This window comes from Mycobacterium sp. FW102-FHT13B02, assembly GCF_058790275.1.
Map to the genome: position 1 here is coordinate 22,819 of NZ_JBYTCM010000027.1, position 21,199 is coordinate 44,017.

Below are 21,199 nucleotides of genomic sequence, written 5' to 3' on the forward strand. Positions count from 1 at the left end.
CAACTTGAACGGTGTTTAGGATACAGACGTGCAACTGCACCGAAGCGACGTGGTGGCCAAGGCCGCCGAAATCCTGGACAACTACGGGATCGCCGACCTGACCATGCGCAGGCTGGCGCGTGAACTGAGCGTCAGCCCAGGCGCGCTGTACTGGCATTTCTCCGACAAGCAGGAACTCCTGGGCGCCGTCGCCGACCGCCTGCTGGCGGCCGCGACTCCCCTTCCGGTCAGCGGACCGGTGAGCGGCCAGTGGCCCGGCCGCATCGTGACGCTGTGCTCGGCACTGCGCGACGCCCTGCTGTCCGCCACCGACGGCGCCGAGCTGGTCTCGGCCAGTTTCTCCGCCGGACGGTCGGCCGAGCTGAGCCGCATCGTGGCGGCCCTGGCCTCGGCCTGTGCCGAGTCCGGGCTCACCGCCGACGACGCCGGCCTCGCCGCGCGCACCATCGTGTACTACGTGCTGGGCTTCACCGCCGACGAACAGTCCCGCCTCCAGTGGGACGCGGCCGGCGCGACCGTGGCCGACGGCGACTCGGTGTGGTCCGAAAACGCCGGCGGCCGTTTCACTTTCGGCCTGAATCTGCTGATCGACGGGCTGGCCGCACACGGAGATGACCGGGCGCAATCGGTTGACGCCTCCCGAGCCCGGTAGACCCGGTAGACCGTCCACGTCAACGAAAAGTTCCTGAGTGCAATCACTTTGGCGATCTGCCCATGGTTATTGCACTCAGGGATGCCTGACGGTCTCGAGAAGTACCTGGCTTCAACCACGACAGGTGCGAGTGCCTCGAAATTGAAGCCAGGTATCAGACTCAGCTCAAGTCGATCTGAGTCTCTGTGCGGGCGTTGCCGTTCCAGAGCCGCAGTCCACGAGCGGTCGCGCTGATCTCTGCCGGCCTGCCGGCGATGCTGAGTGCTCTGACGAGCCGGTCCGGCGGGACCCGACGCGCCAGGGTGACGTGCGGCGTCCAGTCACCGGGATTGGTGTGGGGCATGGGGCCCGGGCGCAGATGCGGTGCGCTGAGCCGGCAGACCTCGACATGCAGGTCCAGTAGCTCGCCACTGGGCACCACGAGCCGCGCGAGGATTCCGGCAGTGCGACCGAACACCAGCGTGGTACCGAGGCGGGCCGGGAACGGGAACCTCCCGGCGAGACCAGCCAGCGCCGGTAGCACCGCGTCGTCGATGTGTTGGGCGACGCACAGGGTGGCGTGTGGACGTGCGGCGGGCGGCTGAGCAGCGATCCCCGCGTCCCGCAGGTCATCCCACAGCGACCGGATCACGGCCTCGGTGTCGAGGTCGAACAACAGCTCGACCGAGTGCACCATGTCAACCGACCAGGCTCGAAACCCATTGCGGAGCAAATGCTTTCGCGCTCACGGCGGCGAAATCCTCGAGCGACAAGCGGCCGGCTCCAGCGGGCAGCACCGCACGCACCGGGGCGATGTCGTCCAGCGCGCCCCGATTGGACTCCTCCGCGACCCCCGGCTCCTGCGGCCAGCTACCGATCACCAATCCTGCGCACGCGATGCCGTGGGCGGCAAGCGATTCGACGGTCAGGCCCGTGTGGTTGAGGGTGCCCAGGCCCGGCGCGACGACGACCAGGACCGGCGCCCCGAGCTCGATAGCCAGGTCACGCAACGTCGTGCCGTCGGAGCCGAGCTGGACGAGCAGTCCCCCAGCGCCTTCCACCAGTGTGAGCTGACGGGGCCGGTCCACGTTCTTGATCAGCGCGATCAGCTCGTCACGGGACGGCAACGTCATGCCGGCCAGTGCGGCCGCCGCGACGGGCGCCAGCGGCTCGGGATAGCGCCAGCCCGGGACCAGCGAGGTGACCCCGGCCAGGCGTCCCACTTCGGCCAGGTCGTCGTCACCGTGGCCGGCGGCCGGAGAGATTCCGGTCTGCACCGCCTTGCACACCGCGACGTCGAGGCCGGCCTGTCGAGCGGCGCACGCCAGGGCCGCGGTGGCGATGGTCTTGCCGACGCCGGTGTCGGTACCGGCGACGAACAGGACCGTCACGACTGCACCAGCGCGAGCACCTCGCCGAGCACCCGACCGGCCAAATCCAGTTCGGTGTCATCGAGGGAGGCGCGCGCGGTCAGCCGCAGCCGCGAGGTGCCGGCGGGCACGGTCGGGGGCCGGAAGCAGCCGACCCGGACCCCACGGTCCAGACAGGCCGACGCCGCGGCCAGCGCGACCTCGGGGTCACCGAGGATCACCGAGACGACGGCGGAGTCAGGGGTACCGACGGCGCCGCCGAACCGGGCCAGCGTCGCGGCGTGGGTCAGCACGGCCTGCGCGCGCCACGGCTCGGCCACGAGGACCTGCAGCGCGGCCCGCGCGGCGCCGACAGCAGCCGGAGCCAGGCCGGTGTCGAAGATGAAGGTGCGGGCGGCGTCGATCAGGTGGGCCCGCACCGCGGCGGGGCCGAGAACCGCACCACCCTGGCTGCCGAGTGACTTCGACAGCGTCGTGGTCACCACGATGTCGGGTTCTCCGGCCAGGCCGACCTCATGGACCAGGCCGCGCCCGCCGGTACCGCGTACGCCCAGGCCGTGGGCCTCGTCGACGATCAGCAGCGCACCGTGCCGGCGACAGACCTCGTGCAGGGCGCGCAGCGGGGCCAGTGCGCCGTCCGTGGAGAACACCGAATCGGTGATCACCACGGCGCGCTCCTCCGAGCGGCTGACCAGCGCGGTCTCCACGGCGCCGACGTCGTTGTGCGCGGACACCACCACCCGCGCCCGGGACAGCCGACAGGCATCCACCAGCGAGGCGTGGCTGTACGCGTCGGACACGATGAGCGAGCCCGGCCCGGACAGCGCCGCCACCGCACCGATGTTGGCGGTGTAACCGGAGGAGAACACCAGCGCCGACTCGGCGCCCATGAAGTCGGCCAGCTCGGCCTCGAAGTCCTCGTGCAGCTCGGTGTTGCCGGTCACCAACCGAGAGCCGCCGGAGCCCGCACCCCAGGTGTGGAGCGCCGTCACGCCGCCCTCGATGACGTCGGGATGCTGAGACAGACCCAGGTAGTCGTTGGAGGCGAGGTCCAGCTCGGTGGCGACCGCGGGGCGGACCCGCAGCGAGCGGCGCAGGCCCGCGGCCCGGCGCTTGCGTTCGACCTCGGCGAGCCAGGCCAGCGGCGAGTGATCAGTCATCGGCGCGCTCCTGACTCCAGTGCAATTGAACGGTGTTCAGGTTAGCGCACGGGCTACGGCGACCACACCAGAGGTGATCCGGTCGATCTCCGCGGGAGTGCAGATGAAGGGCGGCATGACGTACACCAGCTTGCCGAAGGGCCGCAGCCACAGCCCGTGCTCGATCGCGGTGACCGTGGCCAGCGCCATGTTCACCGGTTCGCGCATCTCGACGACGCCGATGGCACCCAGCACGCGCACGTCGGCGACCGAGGGCAACTCCGCCGCCGCCGCCAGGCCACGCCGCAGCCCGTCCGAGATGGCAGCCACCTGCGCCTTCCAATCCCCGCTCAACAGCAACTCGACCGCTGCCACCGATACCGCGCACGCCAGCGCGTTGGCCATGAACGTCGGCCCGTGCATGAGTGCCCCGGGCTCGCCGGAGCTGATCACCCGCGCGATCTCGGCAGTGCACAGCGTCGCCGCCAGCGTCACGTAGCCGCCCGTCAGCGCCTTGCCGACGCACATGATGTCGGGGCTGACGCCGGCGTGGTCCGCCGCGAACAGCTCACCGGTGCGCCCGAAGCCGGTGGCGATCTCGTCGAAGATCAGCAGCACGTCGTGGCGGGTACAGATGTCGCGCAGCGCCGTCAGGTAGCGCGGGTCGTGGAACCGCATGCCGCCGGCGCCCTGGACCACCGGCTCGACGATGACGGCCGCGAGTTCGTCGACGTGCGACGCCAGCTGGGCCTCGAAGGCCTCGACATATGCCGGGTCGTACTCCGTGGGTACCCGCGGTGCGAAGATCTGCGGCATCAGGACATCGGTCCAGATCGAGTGCATGCCGCCGTCGGGGTCGCAGACGCTCATCGGCGTGAAGGTGTCGCCGTGGTAGCCGCCGCGCCACGTCATCAGCTTGTGCCGGCCGGGACGGCCGAGGCTGCGCTGGTACTGCAGCGCCATCTTCGCGGCAACCTCGACGGAAACCGAACCCGAATCCGAGAAGAACACGGTGTCCAGACCGGCCGGGGTGATCTCCACCAGCAGCTGCGCCAGCCGGGCCGCGGGCTCGTGCGTCAATCCACCGAACATGACGTGATTCATGGTGCTCAGCTGACGGATGATCGCGGCGTCGAGCACCGGATGCCCGTGGCCGTGCACCGCCGTCCACCACGAGCTCATCGCGTCGATGACCTGGACCGGCCGGCCCTCGTGGATGAGCGTCAGCAAGGTGCCGTGCGCCTCGGTGGCAACCACCGCGGGCAACGCTCCGGCACCGATGGTGCTGTACGGGTGCCAGATGTGGGCGGTGTCGATCGCCGAGATTTCGGCAGGGTTCAGCGCTGGCACGATGACCGAGCCTAATCGCCCGCCGAGCACGTCGACACCGGCGTACTCGGCCGGCGGGCGACTCGCCGCTACATGAACCAGTTCTGGATCTTGGGTAGATTGACATCCGACCATGACGACTCTTGCAGCACCGCGGCCGGCGTCGCAGCCCGGGTCGGGCAACGCCGCGCGCGTCTCCGACGGCGGTGCAGACGCCGCTGCGGGCAACGCGCCGAGTGCGTTCTACCGCCACGACCTGGACGGTCTGCGCGGTATCGCCATCGCCATGGTCGCGGCCTTTCACGTCTGGTACGGCCGGGTTTCCGGCGGTGTCGATGTCTTCCTGGCGCTGTCCGGCTTCTTCTTCGGTGGCAAACTCCTCCGGATCGCGCTGACGCCGCAAGCGCCGCTGTCCCCCGGTCCGCAGCTGCGCCGCCTGGTCCGCCGTCTGCTCCCCGCCCTGATCGTCGTGCTGGCCGCGGGCGCGGTGCTGACCATCCTGATTCAGCCTCAGACGCGCTGGGAGACGTTCGCCGACCAGAGCCTGGCCAGCCTCGGCTACTACCAGAACTGGGAGCTCGCCGAGACCGCGTCGAACTATCTGCGAGCCGGCGAATCCGTCAGCCCGCTGCAGCACCTCTGGTCGATGTCGGTGCAGGGCCAGTTCTACGTCACGTTCCTGGCGCTGATCTTCGGCTTCGCGTATCTGTTCCGGCGCAGGCTCGGTGACCGGCTGCGGCCCGCATTCATCGCGCTGCTCAGTGTGCTGACCGTGGTGTCGTTCGGGTACGCGATCGTCGCGCACCAAGCCGACCAGGTCAGTGCCTACTACGACAGCTTCGCCCGCGCCTGGGAGCTGCTACTGGGTGCTCTCGTCGGCGCGCTCGTGCCGTCCGTCCGGTGGCCGATGTGGCTGCGCAACACCGTGTCGGTGGTCGCGCTGGCGGCGATCCTGTCATGCGGCGCCCTGATCGACGGCGTGCGAGAGTTCCCCGGACCGTGGGCGCTGGTTCCGGTCGGCGCGACCATGCTTTTCATCCTCAGCGCCGCGAACCACACCGAGCGGCTGCCCGCGCCGAACCGGCTGCTGGCCACCGGACCGTTCCTGTCTCTCGGCGCCATGTCGTATTCGCTGTACCTCTGGCACTGGCCGCTGCTGATCTTCTGGCTGGCCTACAGCGGCCACAGCCGGGCTCATTTCGTCGACGGCACCGCCGTGCTGGCGGTGTCCGGGATGCTGGCCTGGCTGACCACCCGCTACGTGGAGAACCCGTTGCGCCGGCCGTCGGCGTCGGCTGGTGCGGCCGGCCGGAGCCGGATGCGGCGGCCCACCGCGCTGCTGGCGACAGTCGTCGCCCTGATGGGCGTGACATTGACCGCCACGGCGTTCACCTGGCGCGAGCACATGAACACCGCACGCGCCAACGGCAAGGAACTCGTCACGCTGTCGCCCGTCGACTACCCGGGCGCGCGCGCCTTGCTGCACCACGCCAGGGTGCCGAAGCTCCTGTTCCGCCCGACCGTGCTCGAAGCCCATGACGACGTGCCGGCGACGACCGCTGACGGCTGTATCGCCGATTTCGATGACCTGTCCATCCGCAACTGCACCTACGGCGACACGAAAGCGCCCCGCACCATCGCGCTGGCCGGCGGCTCGCACGCCGAACACTGGATCACCGCACTGGACCTCCTCGGCAAGCGGTACCACTTCAAAGTGGTGACTTATCTGAAGATGGGTTGTCCGCTGTCGACAGAGCCCAATCCTCTGGTGATGGGCGACAACCGGCCGTACCCGAAGTGCTACGAGTGGAACGAGCTGGTCATGCCGAAGCTCGTGACCGACCACCCGAGCTTCGTGTTCACCACTTCCACGCGACCCTGGAACATCAAGCCCGGTGACGTGATGCCGGGCACCTACATCGGTATCTGGCAGCGGCTGTCCGACGCGAACATCCCGATTCTGGCCATGCGCGACACCCCCTGGCTGGTGCGGGACGGTAAGCCCTTCTTCCCGGCCGACTGCCTTGCCAGCGGCGGCAATTCGACGTCCTGCGGTATCGCCCGCTCCGAGGTACTGTCCGACCACAACCCGACCCTCGATTTCGTCGCGCAGTTCCCACTGCTGAAACCGCTCGACATGAGTGACGCGGTGTGCCGACCCGACGACTGCCGCGCTGTGGAGGGAAATGTATTGCTGTACCACGACTCTCATCATCTGTCCGCCACCTACATGCGCACCATGACCGCCGAACTCGGCCGCCAGGTCGGGGCTGCCACCGGCTGGTGGTGAGCTGCCTTCATGGTTGTTGGCGTCTGGCCGGGTAGCGCCTATCCCCTCGGTGCCACCTACGACGGTTCCGGTACCAATTTCTCGCTGTTCTCCGAAGTCGCCGAACGCGTCGAGCTGTGCCTGATCGCCAAGGACGGCACCGAGGAACGCGTCAACCTCGACGAGGTCGACAGCTACGTCTGGCACTGCTATCTGCCGACGGTGACGCCAGGACAACGGTACGGATTCCGCGTGTACGGCCCATGGGATCCGGTCGCGGGGCACCGCTGCGATCCGAGCAAACTGCTGCTCGACCCCTACGGCAAGTCCTTCTACGGCGACTTCGACTTTTCTCAGGCGCTGTACTCCTATGACCTGACCGGAGCACCTCAGCAGTCGGCCACCGGCGAACCCCCGGGCGTTGATTCGCTGGGGCACACCATGACCAGCGTGGTGATCAACCCGTTCTTCAACTGGGACAACGACCGGGGGCCCCGGACGCCGTACCACGAGACGGTGATCTACGAGGCCCATGTCAAGGGCATGACGCAGACCCATCCGGCCATCCCCGAGGAACTGCGGGGCACGTACGCCGGGCTCGCGCACCCGGCGATCATCGAGCACCTGCGGTCTCTCGGCGTCACCGCGATCGAACTGATGCCGGTGCACCAGTTCCTGCACGACCACCGGCTGCTGGACCTGGGCCTTCGGAACTACTGGGGCTACAACACGTTCGGCTTCTTCGCCCCGCACTACCAGTACTCGTGGAACCAGCACGCCGGCAGCGCGGTCGCCGAGTTCAAGACCATGGTGAAGTCGTTCCACGAAGCCGGCATCGAAGTCATCCTTGACGTGGTCTACAACCACACCGCCGAAGGCAACCACCTCGGCCCGACGCTGAACTTCCGCGGCATCGACAACGCCGCCTACTACCGGCTCGACGACGAAGACCCGTCGCTCTACAAGGACTTCACCGGGACCGGCAACAGCCTCAACGCCCGTCACCCGCACACCCTGCAGCTCATCATGGACTCGCTGCGGTATTGGGTGCTGGAGATGCACGTCGACGGCTTCCGCTTCGACCTGGCCTCGACCCTGGCCCGCGAGTTCTATGACGTGGACCGACTGTCTGCGTTCTTCGATCTGGTGCAACAAGATCCGGTGATCAGCCAGGTGAAGCTGATCGCCGAGCCGTGGGATGTCGGCGAGGGTGGCTACCAAGTCGGCAACTTCCCAGGTTTGTGGACCGAGTGGAACGGGAAATACCGGGACACTGTGCGCGATTACTGGCGGGGCGAGCCCGCAACCCTTGGCGAATTCGCCTCCCGGCTGACGGGTTCCTCAGACCTGTACGAAGCGACGGGCCGGCGCCCCGGCGCCAGCATCAACTTCGTCACCTGCCACGACGGTTTCACCCTGACCGATCTGGTGTCCTACAACGAGAAACACAACGAAGCCAACGGCGAGGACAACCGGGACGGCGAGAGTCACAACCGATCCTGGAACTGCGGTGTCGAGGGCCCGACCGACGATCCCGAGATCCTCGCGCTGCGGGAACGACAGCGCCGCAACATCTTCGCGACGCTGATGCTGTCGCAAGGCACTCCGATGATCAGCCACGGGGACGAGATCGGACGCACCCAGCAGGGCAACAACAACGCCTACTGCCAAGACAACCCGCTGTCGTGGATGGACTGGAGCATGCTCGAGGCCAACTCGGCGCTGCTGGAATTCACCCGCACCGTAGTGGCGCTGCGGCGCCGGCATCCGGTGTTCCGCCGCCGCCGGTTCCTTGCCGGGCAACCGATCCGGAGCAGCGGACAGGTCCGCGACATCGCCTGGCTGACCCCGGCCGGCGACGAGATGACGCTGGAGGATTGGGATTCGGGTTTCGGCAAGAGCATCTCGGTGTTCCTCAACGGCGATGCGATACCCGAACCCAACGCGCGCGGTGAGCGCGTCACCGACGACTCGTTCCTGTTGTGCTTCAACGCCCACGACGAGGCGCTGGAATTCGTGATCCCCGACCAGGGCTACGGCCAGCAGTGGGCGGCGGATCTCGATACCGCGGATCCGCGCGGGCGCACCGCCCTGGTGGCGGCCGCCGGCGAGACGATCTCGCTGCAGGCCCGCTCGCTACTGGTGTTGCGTAAGACGGCGTGAACACAGTGCCCATGTCGCCGGTCATGTCCACATACCGACTGCAAATGAGCAGCGCCGGCATGACCTTCGACGACGCGCGTGCCCTGCTGCCCTACCTCGCCGATCTCGGCGTCTCACACCTCTACCTGTCGCCGGTATTGACCGCCGTCGCCGGGTCGACGCACGGCTACGACGTCACCGATCCGACCGCCGTCTCGGCAGAACTCGGCGGGCCGGACGGGTTTTCGCGGCTCTCCGAAGCCGCCCGCGCGTGCGGTATGGGGCTGGTCGTGGACATCGTGCCGAACCACGTCGGGGTCGATCGGCCCGAACAGAACCCGTGGTGGTGGGACGTCCTGACGTATGGGCGTTCATCTCGGTTCAGCACCTTCTTCGATATTGACTGGGACCTGGACCCCGACGGCCGAATCGTGTTGCCGGTGCTCGGTTCTGACGCCGACGTCGATGCTCTGACCGTCGACGGTGAGGTGCTGCGACTGGGCGACCGAATCTGGCCGATCCGGCCCGGCACCGGCGCGGGCACCGCCGCCGAGGTCTACGCGCGGCAGGCGTACCGGCTGACGGGTTGGCAGTCCGGTGCCTGCGGATACCGGAGGTTCTTCTCCATCACCTCGCTGGCGGCGGTGCGCCAGGAGGACCCAGACGTGTTCGACGCCAGTCATGCCGAGATCAGCCGCTGGTTCCGGGAGGGTCTGGTGGACGGGCTGCGGGTCGACCACATCGACGGGTTGACCGATCCCGCCGGCTATCTGGCTCGGCTGCGCGAACTGACCGGGCCCGACGCGTGGATCGTCGCCGAGAAGATCCTGGCCGCCGACGAGCCGCTGGAACCCAGCCTGCCCATCGGCGGCACCACCGGGTACGACGTGCTGCGGGAGATCGGCGGGCTGTTCGTCGACCCCGATGGGGCGGGCCCGCTGACGGACCTGGCTCGCGAGACCCGATGCGACACCCGGGAATTGAAGATCCGGGTGGCCACCGAGGTCCTGGCCAGCGAGCTGGCCAGGCTGCGCCGCGCCGTCGTGCGTACCGCCGGAAGCGACGACCCCGCCCTGCCTGCGGCCATCGCCGACGTGGTGAGCCGCATCGACGCGTACCGCACGGACTACCAGTCCGTGTCCGCGATGCTGCCGCGGGCCATCAGCGAAACGATCGCCGAGGCACCGGAATTGGCGCCCGCCGTGGCACTTCTCACGGACGCCGTCGAACAGCCGGAACCGGCCGCCCGGTTGCAGCAGCTGTGCGGCGCGGTGACGGCCAAGGCCGTCGAAGACACCCTGTTCTACCGCGACGCCCGGCTGGTGTCTCTCAATGAAGTCGGCGGCACCCCCGAACTGTTCGGCATGGGCACGGCCGAGTTTCACCGCCGCGCCGCAGCGCGCGGACGAGACTGGCCGGCGAGCATGGTGACCCTGTCCACGCACGACACCAAGCGCAGCGAGGATGTCCGGGCCCGCATCACGGTGCTGTCCCAGCGCGCCGACCGGTGGTCACAGCGGGTTCTCCGCTGGAACAGGGTGTGTGTCCCACCAGACGAGGGCACCGGATTGTTCCTGTGGCAGAACATCATCGGTGTGTGGCCCACATCCGGCGAGATCGACGACAGCCTGCGCCGGCGGTTGCACGCCTACGCCGAGAAGGCCATCCGGGAAGCCGAACTGCACACCGATTGGGAGCAGCCCGACAGTGAATTCGAGGACGGGGTGCACGACTGGATCGACGCCCTGTTCGACGGTCCGGTCGCGGGCGAGGTCACCGCATTTGTCGCGGAGCTCGATGAGGCCACCCGCAGTGACGCCGTCGCGCAGAAACTGCTGGCCCTCACCGTGCCCGGCATCCCCGACGTCTACCAGGGCACCGAGCTGTTCGACGACAGCCTGGTGGACCCGGACAACCGTCGTCCGGTCGACTTCGCTGTCCGCCAGACCGAACTGAATACCTTGAGCCACCCCAAGATCCGGGTCGTCGTGGGGGCACTGCGGTCGCGCCGGGAGCGGCCGGCCACGTACCTGTCGGGCGACTACACACCCGTCGCCGCCGCGGGGGCCGCCGCCGACCACGTGATCGCCTTCCAGCGCGGCACCGATGTGCTGGTGGCGGTTCCGCGGTGGACGCTGAAGCTCGGCGAAACCGGATGGGGCGAGACGACACTCACCCTGCCGGACGGCGACTGGACCGACCGCCTGACCGGCAGAGCCTGGTCGGGCACCGTGACCGCCGACGCACTGTTCGCCGAACTGCCCGGCGCGCTGTTGGAGAAAGCCCGTGCCTGACCACGAATTCGCGGTATGGGCCCCGATACCGCAGGCCGTCGCAGTCGAGGCCGACGGAGCCAGACACCCGATGCACCGCTCGGACGACGGGTGGTGGCGCGCCACCGTCGAGGTACCGGCCGATGCGCGCTACGGCTTCATCCTCGATCATTCTGATCCGCTGCCCGATCCGCGGTCGCCACGGCAACCCGATGGCGTGCACGGCCTTTCGCAGCTGTGGCAGTCCGAGCCCGTGGCCCCCTGGGCCGGCCGGGCCATCGACGGCGCGGTGATCTACGAACTGCACGTCGGCACCTTCACCGCAGCCGGCACGTTCGACGCCGCCATCGAGCGGCTGGACCACCTGGTCCAGCTCGGCGTCGACTTCGTCGAACTGATGCCGGTCAACGCGTTCAGCGGCAGTCATGGCTGGGGCTACGACGGCGTGCTCTGGTACGCAGTCCACGAACCTTACGGCGGCCCATCGGGTCTCGTCCGGTTCGTCGACGCCTGCCACCGGCGTGGCCTCGGTGTCCTGCTCGACGCGGTGTTCAATCACCTCGGCCCATCGGGGAATTACCTCCCGAAGTTCGGGCCGTACCTGACCGTGGGCCGGACGCCGTGGGGCGAAGCCGTCAACATCGCCGATGCCGACTCCGATGCGGTGCGTCGCTACATCATCGACTGCGCGCTGCGCTGGATGCGGGATTTCGGCATGGACGGCCTGCGGTTGGACGCGGTGCACGCGCTGGTCGACACCACAGCCGTTCATCTGCTGGAGGAGCTGGCCACCGAAACCGACACGCTGGCAGAAGAATTGGGCCGCCCGCTGTCTCTGATCGCCGAAAGCGACCTCAACGACCCACGGCTGATCACCCCGCGAGACCACGGCGGCTACGGCCTCGCCGCGCAGTGGGACGACGACATCCACCACGCCATCCACACCGCCGTCTCCGGCGAACGGCAAGGCTACTACGCCGATTTCGGGTCTCTACAGACCCTGGCCACCACCCTCACGCACGGCTTCTTCCATGCCGGCACGTATTCGTCGTTCCGGCGCCGGCGTCATGGCCGGCCCCTGGACACCGCGCAGCTGCCGGCCACCCGACTGCTGGCCTATACGTGCACGCACGATCAGGTGGGCAACCGGGCGCTCGGTGACCGTCCGTCGCAGCATCTCGATTTCGGGCAACTCGCCATCAAGGCCGCCTTGGTCCTCGGATCGCCCTATACGGCAATGCTTTTCATGGGCGAAGAGTGGGGCGCATCGACGCCGTTCCAGTTCTTCAGCTCGCACCCCGAACCCGAACTGGCCCGCGCGACCGCAGAGGGGCGCAAGGCGGAGTTCGCCGATCACGGCTGGGCCGCCGAGGACATCCCCGATCCGCAGGACCCTGCGACGTTCCAGCGCTCCAAACTCGACTGGGCCGAAGCCGGCACCGGCGAGCACGCCCACCTGCTGCAGCTGTACCGCGAGCTGATTGCGTTGCGGCGCACCGAACCCGACTTCGCCAATCCGTGGCTCGACCAGCTGCGCGTCGAGTTCGACGAAGGCGACCGGTGGATCGTCATGCACCGTGGGGCGTTCGCCGTGGCATGCAACCTCGGCGCGCAGCCCGTCGCGGTGCCCGTCACCGGTGCGCCGGTGCTGTGGTCAGCCGCGCCTCAGGTCGGAACGGACGCCGCGACCCTGCACGGCCACAGTTTCGCCATCCTCCGCCGAGATGACGCTTGATGACGAAATATCGCCGAATCCCGTCATAACGCGTCATCTCGGCGAGGAGATGGCTACGTCAGATACCGGTACGCCGGCGAGCCCGGCTCCAACGGCTCGACATGGATGCCGGAATCATGCATCCGCGCGAGCAGGCCGTCGAAATTGGCGGCCGAACCGAGCTCGATGCCGACCAGCGCCGCGCCGGTCTCCCGGTTGTTGCGCTTGACGTATTCGAACAGCGTGATGTCGTCGCCCGGACCGAGCACCTCGTCGAGGAACCGCCGCAGCGCGCCGGGCTCCTGCGGGAAATCCACCAGAAAGTAATGCTTGAGACCCAGGTGCACCAGCGACCGCTCGAGCACCTCGCCGTACCGCGAGACGTCGTTGTTGCCACCGGAGATCAGGCAGACCACCGTCGACCCGGCCTCGACACCGTTCTCCATCAACGCCGCCACCGACAGCGCACCCGCGGGCTCGGCGATGATGCCCTCGTTCTGGTACAGGTCGAGCATCGCGGTGCAGACCGCGCCCTCGTCGACCGTCGTCACCGACACCATGTCACCGGCCGCGGCCAGCGCCGCATACGTCAGCGTTCCGGCCCGGGCCACCGCCGCCCCGTCGACGAACTGGTCGGCGTGCTCGAGGGTCACCGGCTCTCCCTTGGCCAGCGCCGCGATCATCGACGCCGCACCCGCGGGCTCGGCCCCGAGCACAGACGTCGCGCTGGTGTGTTCGGCCAGGTAGGTGGTGATCCCGCTGATGCAACCGCCGCCGCCGACCGGCACGATCACCAGGTCGGGTTCGACGTCGAGTTGCTCGAGGATCTCCACCGCGATGGTGCCCTGCCCGGCCATGGTGCGCAGGTCGTCGTACGGCGGCACCAGCGTGGCGCCCGTCCGCGCGACGTCCTCGAGCGCCGCCGCGGCCGCCAGGTCGTAGGTGGCGCCTCCCACGATCAGCTCGATGAAGTCGCCGCCGTGGTACCGGATGCGGTCCCGCTTCTGCTTGGGGGTCTTGGCCGGGACGTAGACGCGGCCGTGCACACCCATCGACCGGCAGGCCAGCGCAAACCCCTGCGCATGGTTGCCCGCCGACGAGCACACCACGCCGGCGGCCTTCTCCTCGTCGGAGAGCTGCATCAACAGGTTGTAGGCGCCACGCAGCTTGTACGAGCGCACCGCCTGCAGGTCCTCACGCTTGAGGTAGACCTGGGCGCCGGTCAGCGCCGACAGCCGGTCGCTGTACTGCAACGGGGTGCGCGTCACGACCGAGGAAATTCGCCGGGCAGCCGCATCGATGTCGGCCGCGGCAAGCGGCGACGACCTGTGGGTTCCCTGGCTCAGCTCGGCAGACACCGCTCAATGGTGTCATCCCGGTGCGAAACTGAGCGAATGGACCCCACATCAGAACCGTTGCCGCCGGCGGTCAGGACGTTCATCGAGCGGACTCACCGCATCACGAACAGCGCGGAACAACATGTGCCGTCCTGGCTCCGGCCCGGCGATCCGGAGAACCGGCTGCCGGTGATCTTCGCGATCCTGGCCGCGGTGACGCTGCAGCGCGCGATCCCTGTGCAGTACACCGTCCCGGAAATACCCCGGTGGCCGTTGATCACGCTGGAACTGCTGCTGGTCGCCGTCCTGATGGTCATCAATCCGGTCCGGTTGTCCCGCCAGACCACCGTCGGCCGCTGGACCATGATCGTGCTGACCGCGGCCATCACGCTGGACAACACGGCCTCGGCGATCATCTTGGATTTGAACATCCTGTCCGGCAAGGTGAGCAACGACGCCGGCGTCCTATTGGGCAGCGGCGCAGCGATTTTCATCACCAACATCATCGTGTTCGGCATCTGGTACTGGGAGCTGGATCGCGGCGGCCCCTTCGCCCGGCGGGCGGGAGACAACCCCTACCCGGACTTCCAGTTCCCGCAGATGTCCGATCCGCAGAACGCCAAACCCAATTGGCGCCCGACCTTCGTCGATTACCTCTACACCAGCTACACCAATGTGGTCGCGTTCTCCCCTACCGACACCATGCCGCTGTCGCGCTGGGCCAAGACGATGATGACCGTGCAGTCGATGGTGGCGGTGTCGACCACCGCGCTCGTGGTGGCCCGGGCCGTCAATGTGTTGAAGTAGCCCACGTCAATCCAGGTGGAACTCGAGCACTGGACAGCAGCACCCACACCTCGGTCGCGCCCAGCTCCACCGCGTGCGGCACCGGTGTGTTGTTCACCACCCGCCATGGGGGGCACCGACCGAGGTGCCGACGATCAGATCCGGCGTGCTGCCCGCCTCGGCGAGCCCCAGCAGCATGACCACCTGGATGGACCCCGGGCTGCCGCCACCGGACAACACGAACGCCGTCGTCATGGCGACCCCGTACGCACATCGAGTCGGTCCGCCGAGACGATTCCGGACACCTCGCGCAGCGCCCGACGCCATCACGGAATTGCTCGCCACACGCGATCATCCGCTAGAGTGAACATCGCCAGGCCGCAGTAACCCCGGGCCCCAAATTTCGCCGCCACGAGCGGCCTACCGCCGAGAGGCGTTCTGCGGTCTGGCTTTAACTTCTCAGAAGCTGTAGCGCCGACATCGTCGGCCATCGCGTCAATCCAGCGAGTCGCTGCGCCACAACCCGGCTGCGGCATGCAGCTCGTTGGCGATCCGGGTGAACGCCACAGCCCGGTCGGTCAGCTCCGCGGCGCGCTCCGGCGCGGTCGTCGTCGCGTCCTCGGCGAGACTCGTGCAGCCGGCCGCACTAACCCGGCAATACGCCGCCGCGCGCTCGAGGGCGACCGCGAAGTCGCCCTCGAAGACGCCGCGCAGGATTCGGTCGGCGAGCTCCCGGATCTCCGTCGGCCCGACGGGCGTCTCGGCGCCGGCGACCACGGGGTCGATCGAGTGCAGCACCTCCGCACCGCGGCCGAACATCAGGCTGGCCGAATAGGGGTCGTTGCGGATCGACAGCCGCAGCAGATACACCCGCCACAGCGCGCCGGGCAGGCTGCGCGCGCCGGCACCGGCCCACAACTCGGCGATGGTCTCGATGCCGTGCTCATCGGTGTAGGCCACCAGCCGCGACACCACGTCCGGGTCCGGATAGGTCCGCACCCGCTCCAGCAGCGCCGCCGCCGTCTCATGGGCGATGCGACTGTCCTGCACCGGGTCCTCGACATCGTGAAACGCCTCGAAACCGCGGCCCAGAAACTTGGTCGGCTTGTGAATCCGCCGACGGTCATCAGTCATGCGCTATTTCTTTCCCGTCACTGCGCTCGCCCTAGCGCCAGCCGTCTGCGTCCTTCGCGGCTTGCAGCAGCACCTCACACAGCTCTCCCAATTCAGCGGGCCCGGCGCCTTCGGCAACAGCGGTCGCGACGTCCTCGGCCGCACACCGTACCTGATAAACGCGGTCGGAGAGGGCCGCCGCTTCCTCGGCGCTGAGCACCACCGAGTCTTCCGCCAGGTTGGTCCCCTTCACCATGGCACGCTGCTCGTAGGCCCGCTGACGGCACGATTGGCGGCAGTACTGGCGACGACGACCCATGCCCGCGTCAGCCACCTCCCGGCCACACCACCGGCACGGTTGGGCCTTCGAACGCTTCATGTCCGCCTCACGGTCGTGACTGTATCGGGAGACGGCTCGGACCCCGGTATCATGGATACCTGAGTCGGGAACTTCACGCCGCTGGTCTGCGTTGATTCCCCTGTCGCTATACCAAGGGAGTGATTGACCATGGCTGATCGAGTCCTGAGAGGCAGTCGCCTCGGAGCCGTGAGCTACGAGACCGACCGTAACCATGACCTGGCGCCGCGTCAGGTGGCCCGGTACCGCACCGACAACGGCGAGGAATTCGAAGTTCCGTTCGCCGACGACGCGGAAATCCCCGGCACCTGGGCGTGCAAGAACGGCATGGAAGGCACCCTGCTGGAGGGTGACGTTCCAGAGCCCAAGAAGGTCAAGCCGCCGCGTACCCACTGGGACATGCTGCTCGAGCGTCGTTCCGTCGAGGAGCTCGAAGAGCTGCTCAAGGAGCGGCTGGAGCTCATCAAGACCCGCCGCCGCGGCTAACTACGCAAACGAAAAAGCCCCGCCCACGGCGGGGCTTTTTTGTGTTTGCGGCTCGGTGGTCAGCGCACGATGCCGCGAGCCCGGTCCAGCCGGCCGCGGATACCCCACTTCGCCACCTGCGACATGGCCTCACGGATGTTCGATCCGCTCATCTTCGACACGCCCAGCTCGCGCTCGGTGAACGTGATGGGCACCTCGGCGACGGTGAAGCCCGCATTGATGGCACGCCAGGTCAGGTCGATCTGGAAGCAGTAGCCCTTCGAATCGACATCGTCGAGGCCGATCTTCTCCAGCACGTCGTGCCGGTAGGCGCGGTAGCCGGCTGTGATGTCGTGAATCTTGACGCCCAGGAGCAACCGGGCATAGGTGTTCGCGGTGCGGGACAGCACGAGCCGGCGACGGGGCCAGTTCCGGATGGCGCCGCCCGGGACGTACCGGGACCCGATGGCCAGATCGGCGCCGGCGTCGACGGCGTCCAGCAAACGGTAGAGCTCCTCGGGCGCGTGGCTGCCGTCGGCGTCCATCTCGACGAGGACGCTGTAACCGCGGTCCAGGCCCCAGGCAAAGCCGGCGAGATACGCCGCGCCCAGGCCACCTTTGCCGGCCCGGTGCATGACGTGCAGGCGGTCGGGATCGGCCAGCGCCAGTTCGTCGGCCAGCTTGCCGGTGCCATCGGGGCTGTCGTCATCGACGATCAGCACATGGACGTCCGGGCGGGCAGCGTTCACGCGGCCGACGATCAACGGCAAATTCTCGCGCTCGTTGTAGGTCGGAATGATCACCAGCGTGCGCTGACTCGGACGGTCATCGCCCATGGTCAGTTCCCCTGTTCGTTTCGGTGTCGGTGTCGGTGTCAGTTCCGGCGGCGCTGCCGTCCTGATGCTCCGCAACCGCCTGGCGGCGGCGCATGAGGTTCCTATTGTGCAGCATGGCAACCAGAAGGGCGGCAGCACCGACCCCCACAAGCAACCCGTCGATGACCGGTCCCCACCGGGTGGCGAGGGTGAGGTCGGTCTTCAACCGCACTTGGCGGTCCAGATAGGCCGGCTGGAAGAACTCGGTCCGCTCGAGGACATGGCCGTCGGGGGCGACGATCGCGCTGATCCCGGTGGTGCCGGCAACCACGACGTACCGGTCGTGCTCGACGGCACGCAGCCGGGCGAAGGCCAGCTGCTGAAGGCTCATGGGCTCGTCGAATGTCGCGTTGTTGGCGGGCACTGCCAGTAGCTGTGCGCCATTGAGAACCGATTGGCGGGCCGCCCGGTCGAAGATGACCTCCCAACAGGTCGTCACGCCGATCGGCACGCCGGCGGCGGTGACCACACCGCTGCCGTTGCCCGGAACGAAGTAGCCGGCCCGGTCGGCATATGACGACAACAGCCGGAAGAAGCTGCGCCAGGGTAGGTACTCGCCGAACGGCTGGACGATGGCCTTGTCGTGACGGTCCCCCGGCCCGTTTGTCCCGTCCCAGACGATGACGGAGTTGGTGGTCACCGGATGCTCCGGCGTGTAGTCGGGCGCGGCCAGCACGGTGCCCACCAGGATCGGCGCGTGGATCGCCGAGGACGCCGCCGAGATCAGTTCCGCGGCGTCGGCGTTGACCAGCGGATCGATGTCCGACGAGTTCTCCGGCCAGATGACCACCTGCGGCTGTGGTGCCCGGCCGGCACGGACGTCCTCGGCCAGCTGCTTGGTTTCGTGCACGTGGTTGTCGAGCACCGCGCGGCGCTGGGCGTTGAAGTCCAGACCGAGCCGCGGCACGTTGCCCTGGACGGCGGCGACGTTGATTGCGGGGTCGTCACCGGACCCGGCACCGGCCTTGCGGACGTGCGGCCACGCCAGGCCGGTGAGCAGCAGAACCAGGGCGATGCAGATACCCGGGATGAACACCTCCGGCGGCGCGGCGGCACCGGTGCGGTGATCGTGACGCCAGTGCCTGACGGCCTCGAGCACGATCGCCGTCAGGCTGAATCCGATCAGTGCCACCGCGAACGACACCAGCGGCGCACCGCCGAGTTGTGCGAGCGGCAGTAGCGGGCCATCGGTCTGGCTGAACGCCACGACGCCCCACGGGAAGCCGCCGAATGGCACCGTCGACTTGAGCCATTCCGCTGCCACCCACAGCGCGGCGAACCACAGGGGCCACGCGGGCAGGCGCCGCACGAGGACCGCGGTCAACCCGAACACCCCGGTGAAGAACGCCTCGAGGGCCGACAGCGCCAGCCACGGCACCAGGCCGACGAAACTGCTGATCCACGGCAGCAACAGCACGTAGAACACCAGGCCGGTCAGCATGCCGTAGCCGAAACCGCCTGCGGGAGTTGTGCGTTCGTCAGCCAGCACCCAGGCCAGTAGTGCCAGTGCGGGAAACGACAGGTACCAGAGATCGAACGGCGGGAAGCTCGCGCACAGCAGCAGACCGGCCACGACGGCCGCGGCGAGCCGGACCAACCGCGGCTCGAAGAACTGCCGCAGACTCGCGATGATCCGCGCGCCGCGGCTGGGGCCCTGCGGCTCGGGTGCCTGTGGTTGTTCGGGTGTCTCCACCTCACCCTGGACGGCATTGTCCAGGGTCTCTTCGGCGTCCGCCATGCCTTCCAGACCTCCCCGGCCGTCAGCCATGGATCTGCTCACCGCGGTGCACGGTCTGCAGGCAGGTCGGCAGCTCGTCGTCGGGCCCGAGCGCAGGCAGCGCCGGGACCCGGGACCGCGGATCGGTCGACCAGCGCTGGACGGCGTCGGCCGGTGCGGTCACGTCCAATGTCGAGGCACCTCCCGGCAGTTTCCAGACGGCGTACGAGGCGACCGCGCCGGGCACCAGCGTCCCCGTCATGCCGTCGCGGACGCCGCCGGCCCGCCAGGCACCACGGGTGGCGGCCAGGAACGCCGACCGCGCCGAAATGGCACTTCCGGCCGTCTTGTGGCTGATGGCGGCGCGCACGGATTCCCACGGATTGATGCTGGTGACGGGGCTGTCCGAACCGAAGGCGAGGGGCACGCCTTGGGATGCTAACAGCGCAAACGGGTTCAAACCCTGTGAGCGATCGGCACCGAGACGCTGCGCGTACATGCCGTCCGCGCCGCCCCACAGCGCGTCGAAGTTCGGCTGCACACTGGCCACGACGCCCCACGAACCCAGCCTGCGCGCCTGTTCCGAATCCACCATCTCGAGGTGCTCGAGCCGGTGACCGCAGCGCGCCACCGCGGGCGCCCCGAACGCCGCCACGGTCCGGTCCAGCGCTTCGATGACAGCGGCGACGGCCGCATCGCCGATGACGTGGAAACCGGCGGTGATGCCGGCCTCGGTGCAAGCCAGCAGATGCGCAGTCACTGCGTCGGTGTCCAGGTAGCAGTTGCCACAGGCGGGCGGGCAGCCGGGCGCATCGGAGTAGGGCTGCTGCAGCCAGGCGGTGCGCGAGCCCAGCGCACCGTCGATGAAGAGGTCACCGGCCAATCCGTGAGCGCCGGTGTGGGCAATCAGATCCCGCGCAGCAGTAGCGCTGGTCACGGCCTCGCCCCAGTAGCCGACGATGTCGACGCCGTGTTCGGTGGCCCGCAGTTCGGCCCAGTCGTCGAGGCCGCCGATCTCAGGGCCGGCGCACTCATGCACCGCGACGATGCCGTTGCGCGCGGCCAGATCGAGTGCGCCGCGCTGCGCGTCGCGGCGCTGTGTCGCACTGAGCAGGTTGCGGGCCGCGGCCCGCACGCGGTGGTGGGCCTCGGCGGTCAGCGGCCCCTGCTCGGAGAAGCCCGCGGTGTCGGAAAGTCCGGGCACCAGCTGCCGCAGACCGGTCGATGCGACGGCGGAGTGCACGTCGACCCGGGCCAGGTACGCGGGACGGCCACCGAGCACTCCATCGAGGTCCGCAGTGGTCGGGACAGCGTGTTCCGGCCAGCCCGATTCGTCCCAGCCGTGGCCCCAGATGACAACGTCCGGGTGCTGCGCGGCGTACTCGGTCAGCAGGGTCAGCAGGTGCGGCAGGGACGTCGCGGTGCGAAGGTCAAGCCCGACCACGGTGAGTCCGGTGGCGGTCAGGTGCACATGGCTGTCGACGAATGCCGGCGCCACGAATGCGCCCTCGAGATCGACGACAGTCGCGTCCGGATACAGCGCCCGGCCGATGTCATCGGAGCCGAGCCAGGCCACCACTCCGTCGCGGATGGCGATCGCCGTGGCGTCGGGCGCAGCCGGGCTGTGAATACGACCGCCGAGCAGCAGAGTCGTCGCAAAGGTGGTCACGAACGTGACAGG

General features: G+C 68.3%; 17 protein-coding genes and 1 pseudogene. 7 read left to right on the forward strand and 11 right to left on the reverse strand.

Translation table 11 applies throughout. The annotated features are described in order from the left end of the window. Positions 1-28: 28 nt before the first annotated feature. The gene (locus AC3WTE_RS28980; RefSeq protein WP_492442907.1) at positions 29-652 is read left to right on the forward strand and encodes a TetR family transcriptional regulator; all 624 of its coding nucleotides are present in this window, start codon (positions 29-31) and stop codon (positions 650-652) included. 160 nt (positions 653-812) lie between these two features. Here the strand turns inward: AC3WTE_RS28980 and AC3WTE_RS28985 are convergent, their stop codons facing one another. Genes AC3WTE_RS28985 through AC3WTE_RS29000 form a run of 4 tightly spaced genes read right to left on the reverse strand, consistent with a single transcriptional unit; the run spans position 813 to position 4,490 of the window. After that, positions 813-1,328 carry a 2'-5' RNA ligase family protein gene (locus tag AC3WTE_RS28985; protein ID WP_492442908.1) on the reverse strand — a complete coding sequence of 172 codons (516 nt, stop codon included), beginning with the start codon at positions 1,326-1,328 and terminating at the stop codon, positions 813-815. A gap of 1 nt (position 1,329) precedes the next feature. After that, on the reverse strand, positions 1,330-2,022 hold the full coding sequence (gene bioD / locus AC3WTE_RS28990) for a dethiobiotin synthase (RefSeq protein ID WP_492442909.1): 693 nt from the start codon (positions 2,020-2,022) through the stop codon (positions 1,330-1,332). Next, the gene (locus AC3WTE_RS28995) at positions 2,019-3,161 is read right to left on the reverse strand and encodes an 8-amino-7-oxononanoate synthase (protein ID WP_492442910.1); all 1,143 of its coding nucleotides are present in this window, start codon (positions 3,159-3,161) and stop codon (positions 2,019-2,021) included. The genes bioD and AC3WTE_RS28995 overlap by 4 nt, the downstream gene beginning before the upstream one ends. A 36-nt stretch (positions 3,162-3,197) precedes the next feature. Beyond that, positions 3,198-4,490, reverse strand: coding sequence for an adenosylmethionine--8-amino-7-oxononanoate transaminase (locus AC3WTE_RS29000; protein WP_492442911.1), 1,293 nt, complete (start codon positions 4,488-4,490; stop codon positions 3,198-3,200). Positions 4,491-4,602: 112 nt separating this feature from the next. Here AC3WTE_RS29000 and sucT point away from each other — a divergent pair, with 112 nt between their 5' ends. From sucT to treZ, 4 genes are read left to right on the forward strand one after another with little or no spacing between them, the layout of a single operon-like run. After that, positions 4,603-6,759, forward strand: coding sequence for an acetyltransferase SucT (sucT, locus tag AC3WTE_RS29005; RefSeq protein WP_492442912.1), 2,157 nt, complete (start codon positions 4,603-4,605; stop codon positions 6,757-6,759). A gap of 9 nt (positions 6,760-6,768) precedes the next feature. Further along, a complete protein-coding gene (gene glgX / locus AC3WTE_RS29010) occupies positions 6,769-8,901 on the forward strand; it encodes a glycogen debranching protein GlgX (protein WP_492442913.1) in 2,133 nt (710 codons plus the stop codon). A gap of 11 nt (positions 8,902-8,912) precedes the next feature. Next, on the forward strand, positions 8,913-11,174 hold the full coding sequence (gene treY, locus AC3WTE_RS29015; RefSeq protein ID WP_492442958.1) for a malto-oligosyltrehalose synthase: 2,262 nt from the start codon (positions 8,913-8,915) through the stop codon (positions 11,172-11,174). Continuing rightward, positions 11,167-12,888: a malto-oligosyltrehalose trehalohydrolase gene (treZ, locus tag AC3WTE_RS29020; RefSeq protein WP_492442914.1), complete on the forward strand. Its 1,722-nt coding sequence runs from the start codon at positions 11,167-11,169 to the stop codon at positions 12,886-12,888. The genes treY and treZ overlap by 8 nt, the downstream gene beginning before the upstream one ends. 53 nt (positions 12,889-12,941) lie before the next feature. Here treZ and ilvA read toward each other — a convergent pair whose 3' ends face one another. Beyond that, positions 12,942-14,225 (reverse strand): threonine ammonia-lyase IlvA, encoded by a 1,284-nt coding sequence (gene ilvA / locus AC3WTE_RS29025; RefSeq protein ID WP_492442915.1) that lies wholly within the window; start codon positions 14,223-14,225, stop codon positions 12,942-12,944. Between the two features lie 36 nt (positions 14,226-14,261). On the opposite strand from ilvA, the gene AC3WTE_RS29030 reads away from it, so the two are divergent. Beyond that, positions 14,262-15,011 carry a hypothetical protein gene (locus tag AC3WTE_RS29030; protein ID WP_492442916.1) on the forward strand — a complete coding sequence of 250 codons (750 nt, stop codon included), beginning with the start codon at positions 14,262-14,264 and terminating at the stop codon, positions 15,009-15,011. A 96-nt stretch (positions 15,012-15,107) separates the two neighbouring features. On the opposite strand, the pseudogene AC3WTE_RS29035 reads toward AC3WTE_RS29030, so the two are convergent. The 3 genes and pseudogenes from AC3WTE_RS29035 to AC3WTE_RS29045 all read right to left on the reverse strand — a co-directional run. Beyond that, positions 15,108-15,245, reverse strand: a pseudogene (locus AC3WTE_RS29035) (patatin-like phospholipase family protein); the annotation flags it as partial. A gap of 240 nt (positions 15,246-15,485) precedes the next feature. Next, positions 15,486-16,124, reverse strand: coding sequence for a DNA-directed RNA polymerase subunit beta (locus tag AC3WTE_RS29040; protein WP_492442917.1), 639 nt, complete (start codon positions 16,122-16,124; stop codon positions 15,486-15,488). A 31-nt stretch (positions 16,125-16,155) separates the two neighbouring features. Beyond that, entirely contained in the window at positions 16,156-16,482 is a 327-nt protein-coding gene (locus AC3WTE_RS29045; RefSeq protein WP_459365709.1) for a hypothetical protein, read from the reverse strand. A gap of 129 nt (positions 16,483-16,611) precedes the next feature. On the opposite strand from AC3WTE_RS29045, the gene AC3WTE_RS29050 reads away from it, so the two are divergent. Further along, positions 16,612-16,947 carry an RNA polymerase-binding protein RbpA gene (locus AC3WTE_RS29050; RefSeq protein ID WP_043400890.1) on the forward strand — a complete coding sequence of 112 codons (336 nt, stop codon included), beginning with the start codon at positions 16,612-16,614 and terminating at the stop codon, positions 16,945-16,947. A 59-nt stretch (positions 16,948-17,006) separates the two neighbouring features. Here the strand turns inward: AC3WTE_RS29050 and AC3WTE_RS29055 are convergent, their stop codons facing one another. From AC3WTE_RS29055 to AC3WTE_RS29065, 3 genes are read right to left on the reverse strand one after another with little or no spacing between them, the layout of a single operon-like run. Then, on the reverse strand, positions 17,007-17,762 hold the full coding sequence (locus tag AC3WTE_RS29055) for a polyprenol monophosphomannose synthase (RefSeq protein WP_492442918.1): 756 nt from the start codon (positions 17,760-17,762) through the stop codon (positions 17,007-17,009). Continuing rightward, entirely contained in the window at positions 17,752-19,569 is a 1,818-nt protein-coding gene (lnt, locus tag AC3WTE_RS29060; RefSeq protein ID WP_492442919.1) for an apolipoprotein N-acyltransferase, read from the reverse strand. The genes AC3WTE_RS29055 and lnt overlap by 11 nt, the downstream gene beginning before the upstream one ends. Next, a complete protein-coding gene (locus AC3WTE_RS29065) occupies positions 19,562-21,187 on the reverse strand; it encodes an amidohydrolase (protein WP_492442920.1) in 1,626 nt (541 codons plus the stop codon). The genes lnt and AC3WTE_RS29065 overlap by 8 nt, the downstream gene beginning before the upstream one ends. Between the last annotated feature and the right edge of the window lie 12 nt (positions 21,188-21,199).

What these genes read in the sequence shown, in the direction of transcription:
- AC3WTE_RS28985 (WP_492442908.1), bottom strand. Translation starts at nt 1,328, where the DNA reads ATGGTGCACTCGGTCGAGCTGTTGTTCGACCTCGACACCGAGGCCGTG.
- AC3WTE_RS28995 (WP_492442910.1), bottom strand. Translation starts at nt 3,161, where the DNA reads ATGACTGATCACTCGCCGCTGGCCTGGCTCGCCGAGGTCGAACGCAAG.
- sucT (WP_492442912.1), top strand. Translation starts at nt 4,603, where the DNA reads ATGACGACTCTTGCAGCACCGCGGCCGGCGTCGCAGCCCGGGTCGGGC.
- glgX (WP_492442913.1), top strand. Translation starts at nt 6,769, where the DNA reads ATGGTTGTTGGCGTCTGGCCGGGTAGCGCCTATCCCCTCGGTGCCACC.
- treY (WP_492442958.1), top strand. Translation starts at nt 8,913, where the DNA reads ATGTCGCCGGTCATGTCCACATACCGACTGCAAATGAGCAGCGCCGGC.
- AC3WTE_RS29030 (WP_492442916.1), top strand. Translation starts at nt 14,262, where the DNA reads ATGGACCCCACATCAGAACCGTTGCCGCCGGCGGTCAGGACGTTCATC.
- AC3WTE_RS29040 (WP_492442917.1), bottom strand. Translation starts at nt 16,124, where the DNA reads ATGACTGATGACCGTCGGCGGATTCACAAGCCGACCAAGTTTCTGGGC.
- AC3WTE_RS29045 (WP_459365709.1), bottom strand. Translation starts at nt 16,482, where the DNA reads ATGAAGCGTTCGAAGGCCCAACCGTGCCGGTGGTGTGGCCGGGAGGTG.
- AC3WTE_RS29050 (WP_043400890.1), top strand. Translation starts at nt 16,612, where the DNA reads ATGGCTGATCGAGTCCTGAGAGGCAGTCGCCTCGGAGCCGTGAGCTAC.
- AC3WTE_RS29055 (WP_492442918.1), bottom strand. Translation starts at nt 17,762, where the DNA reads ATGGGCGATGACCGTCCGAGTCAGCGCACGCTGGTGATCATTCCGACC.
- lnt (WP_492442919.1), bottom strand. Translation starts at nt 19,569, where the DNA reads ATGGCTGACGGCCGGGGAGGTCTGGAAGGCATGGCGGACGCCGAAGAG.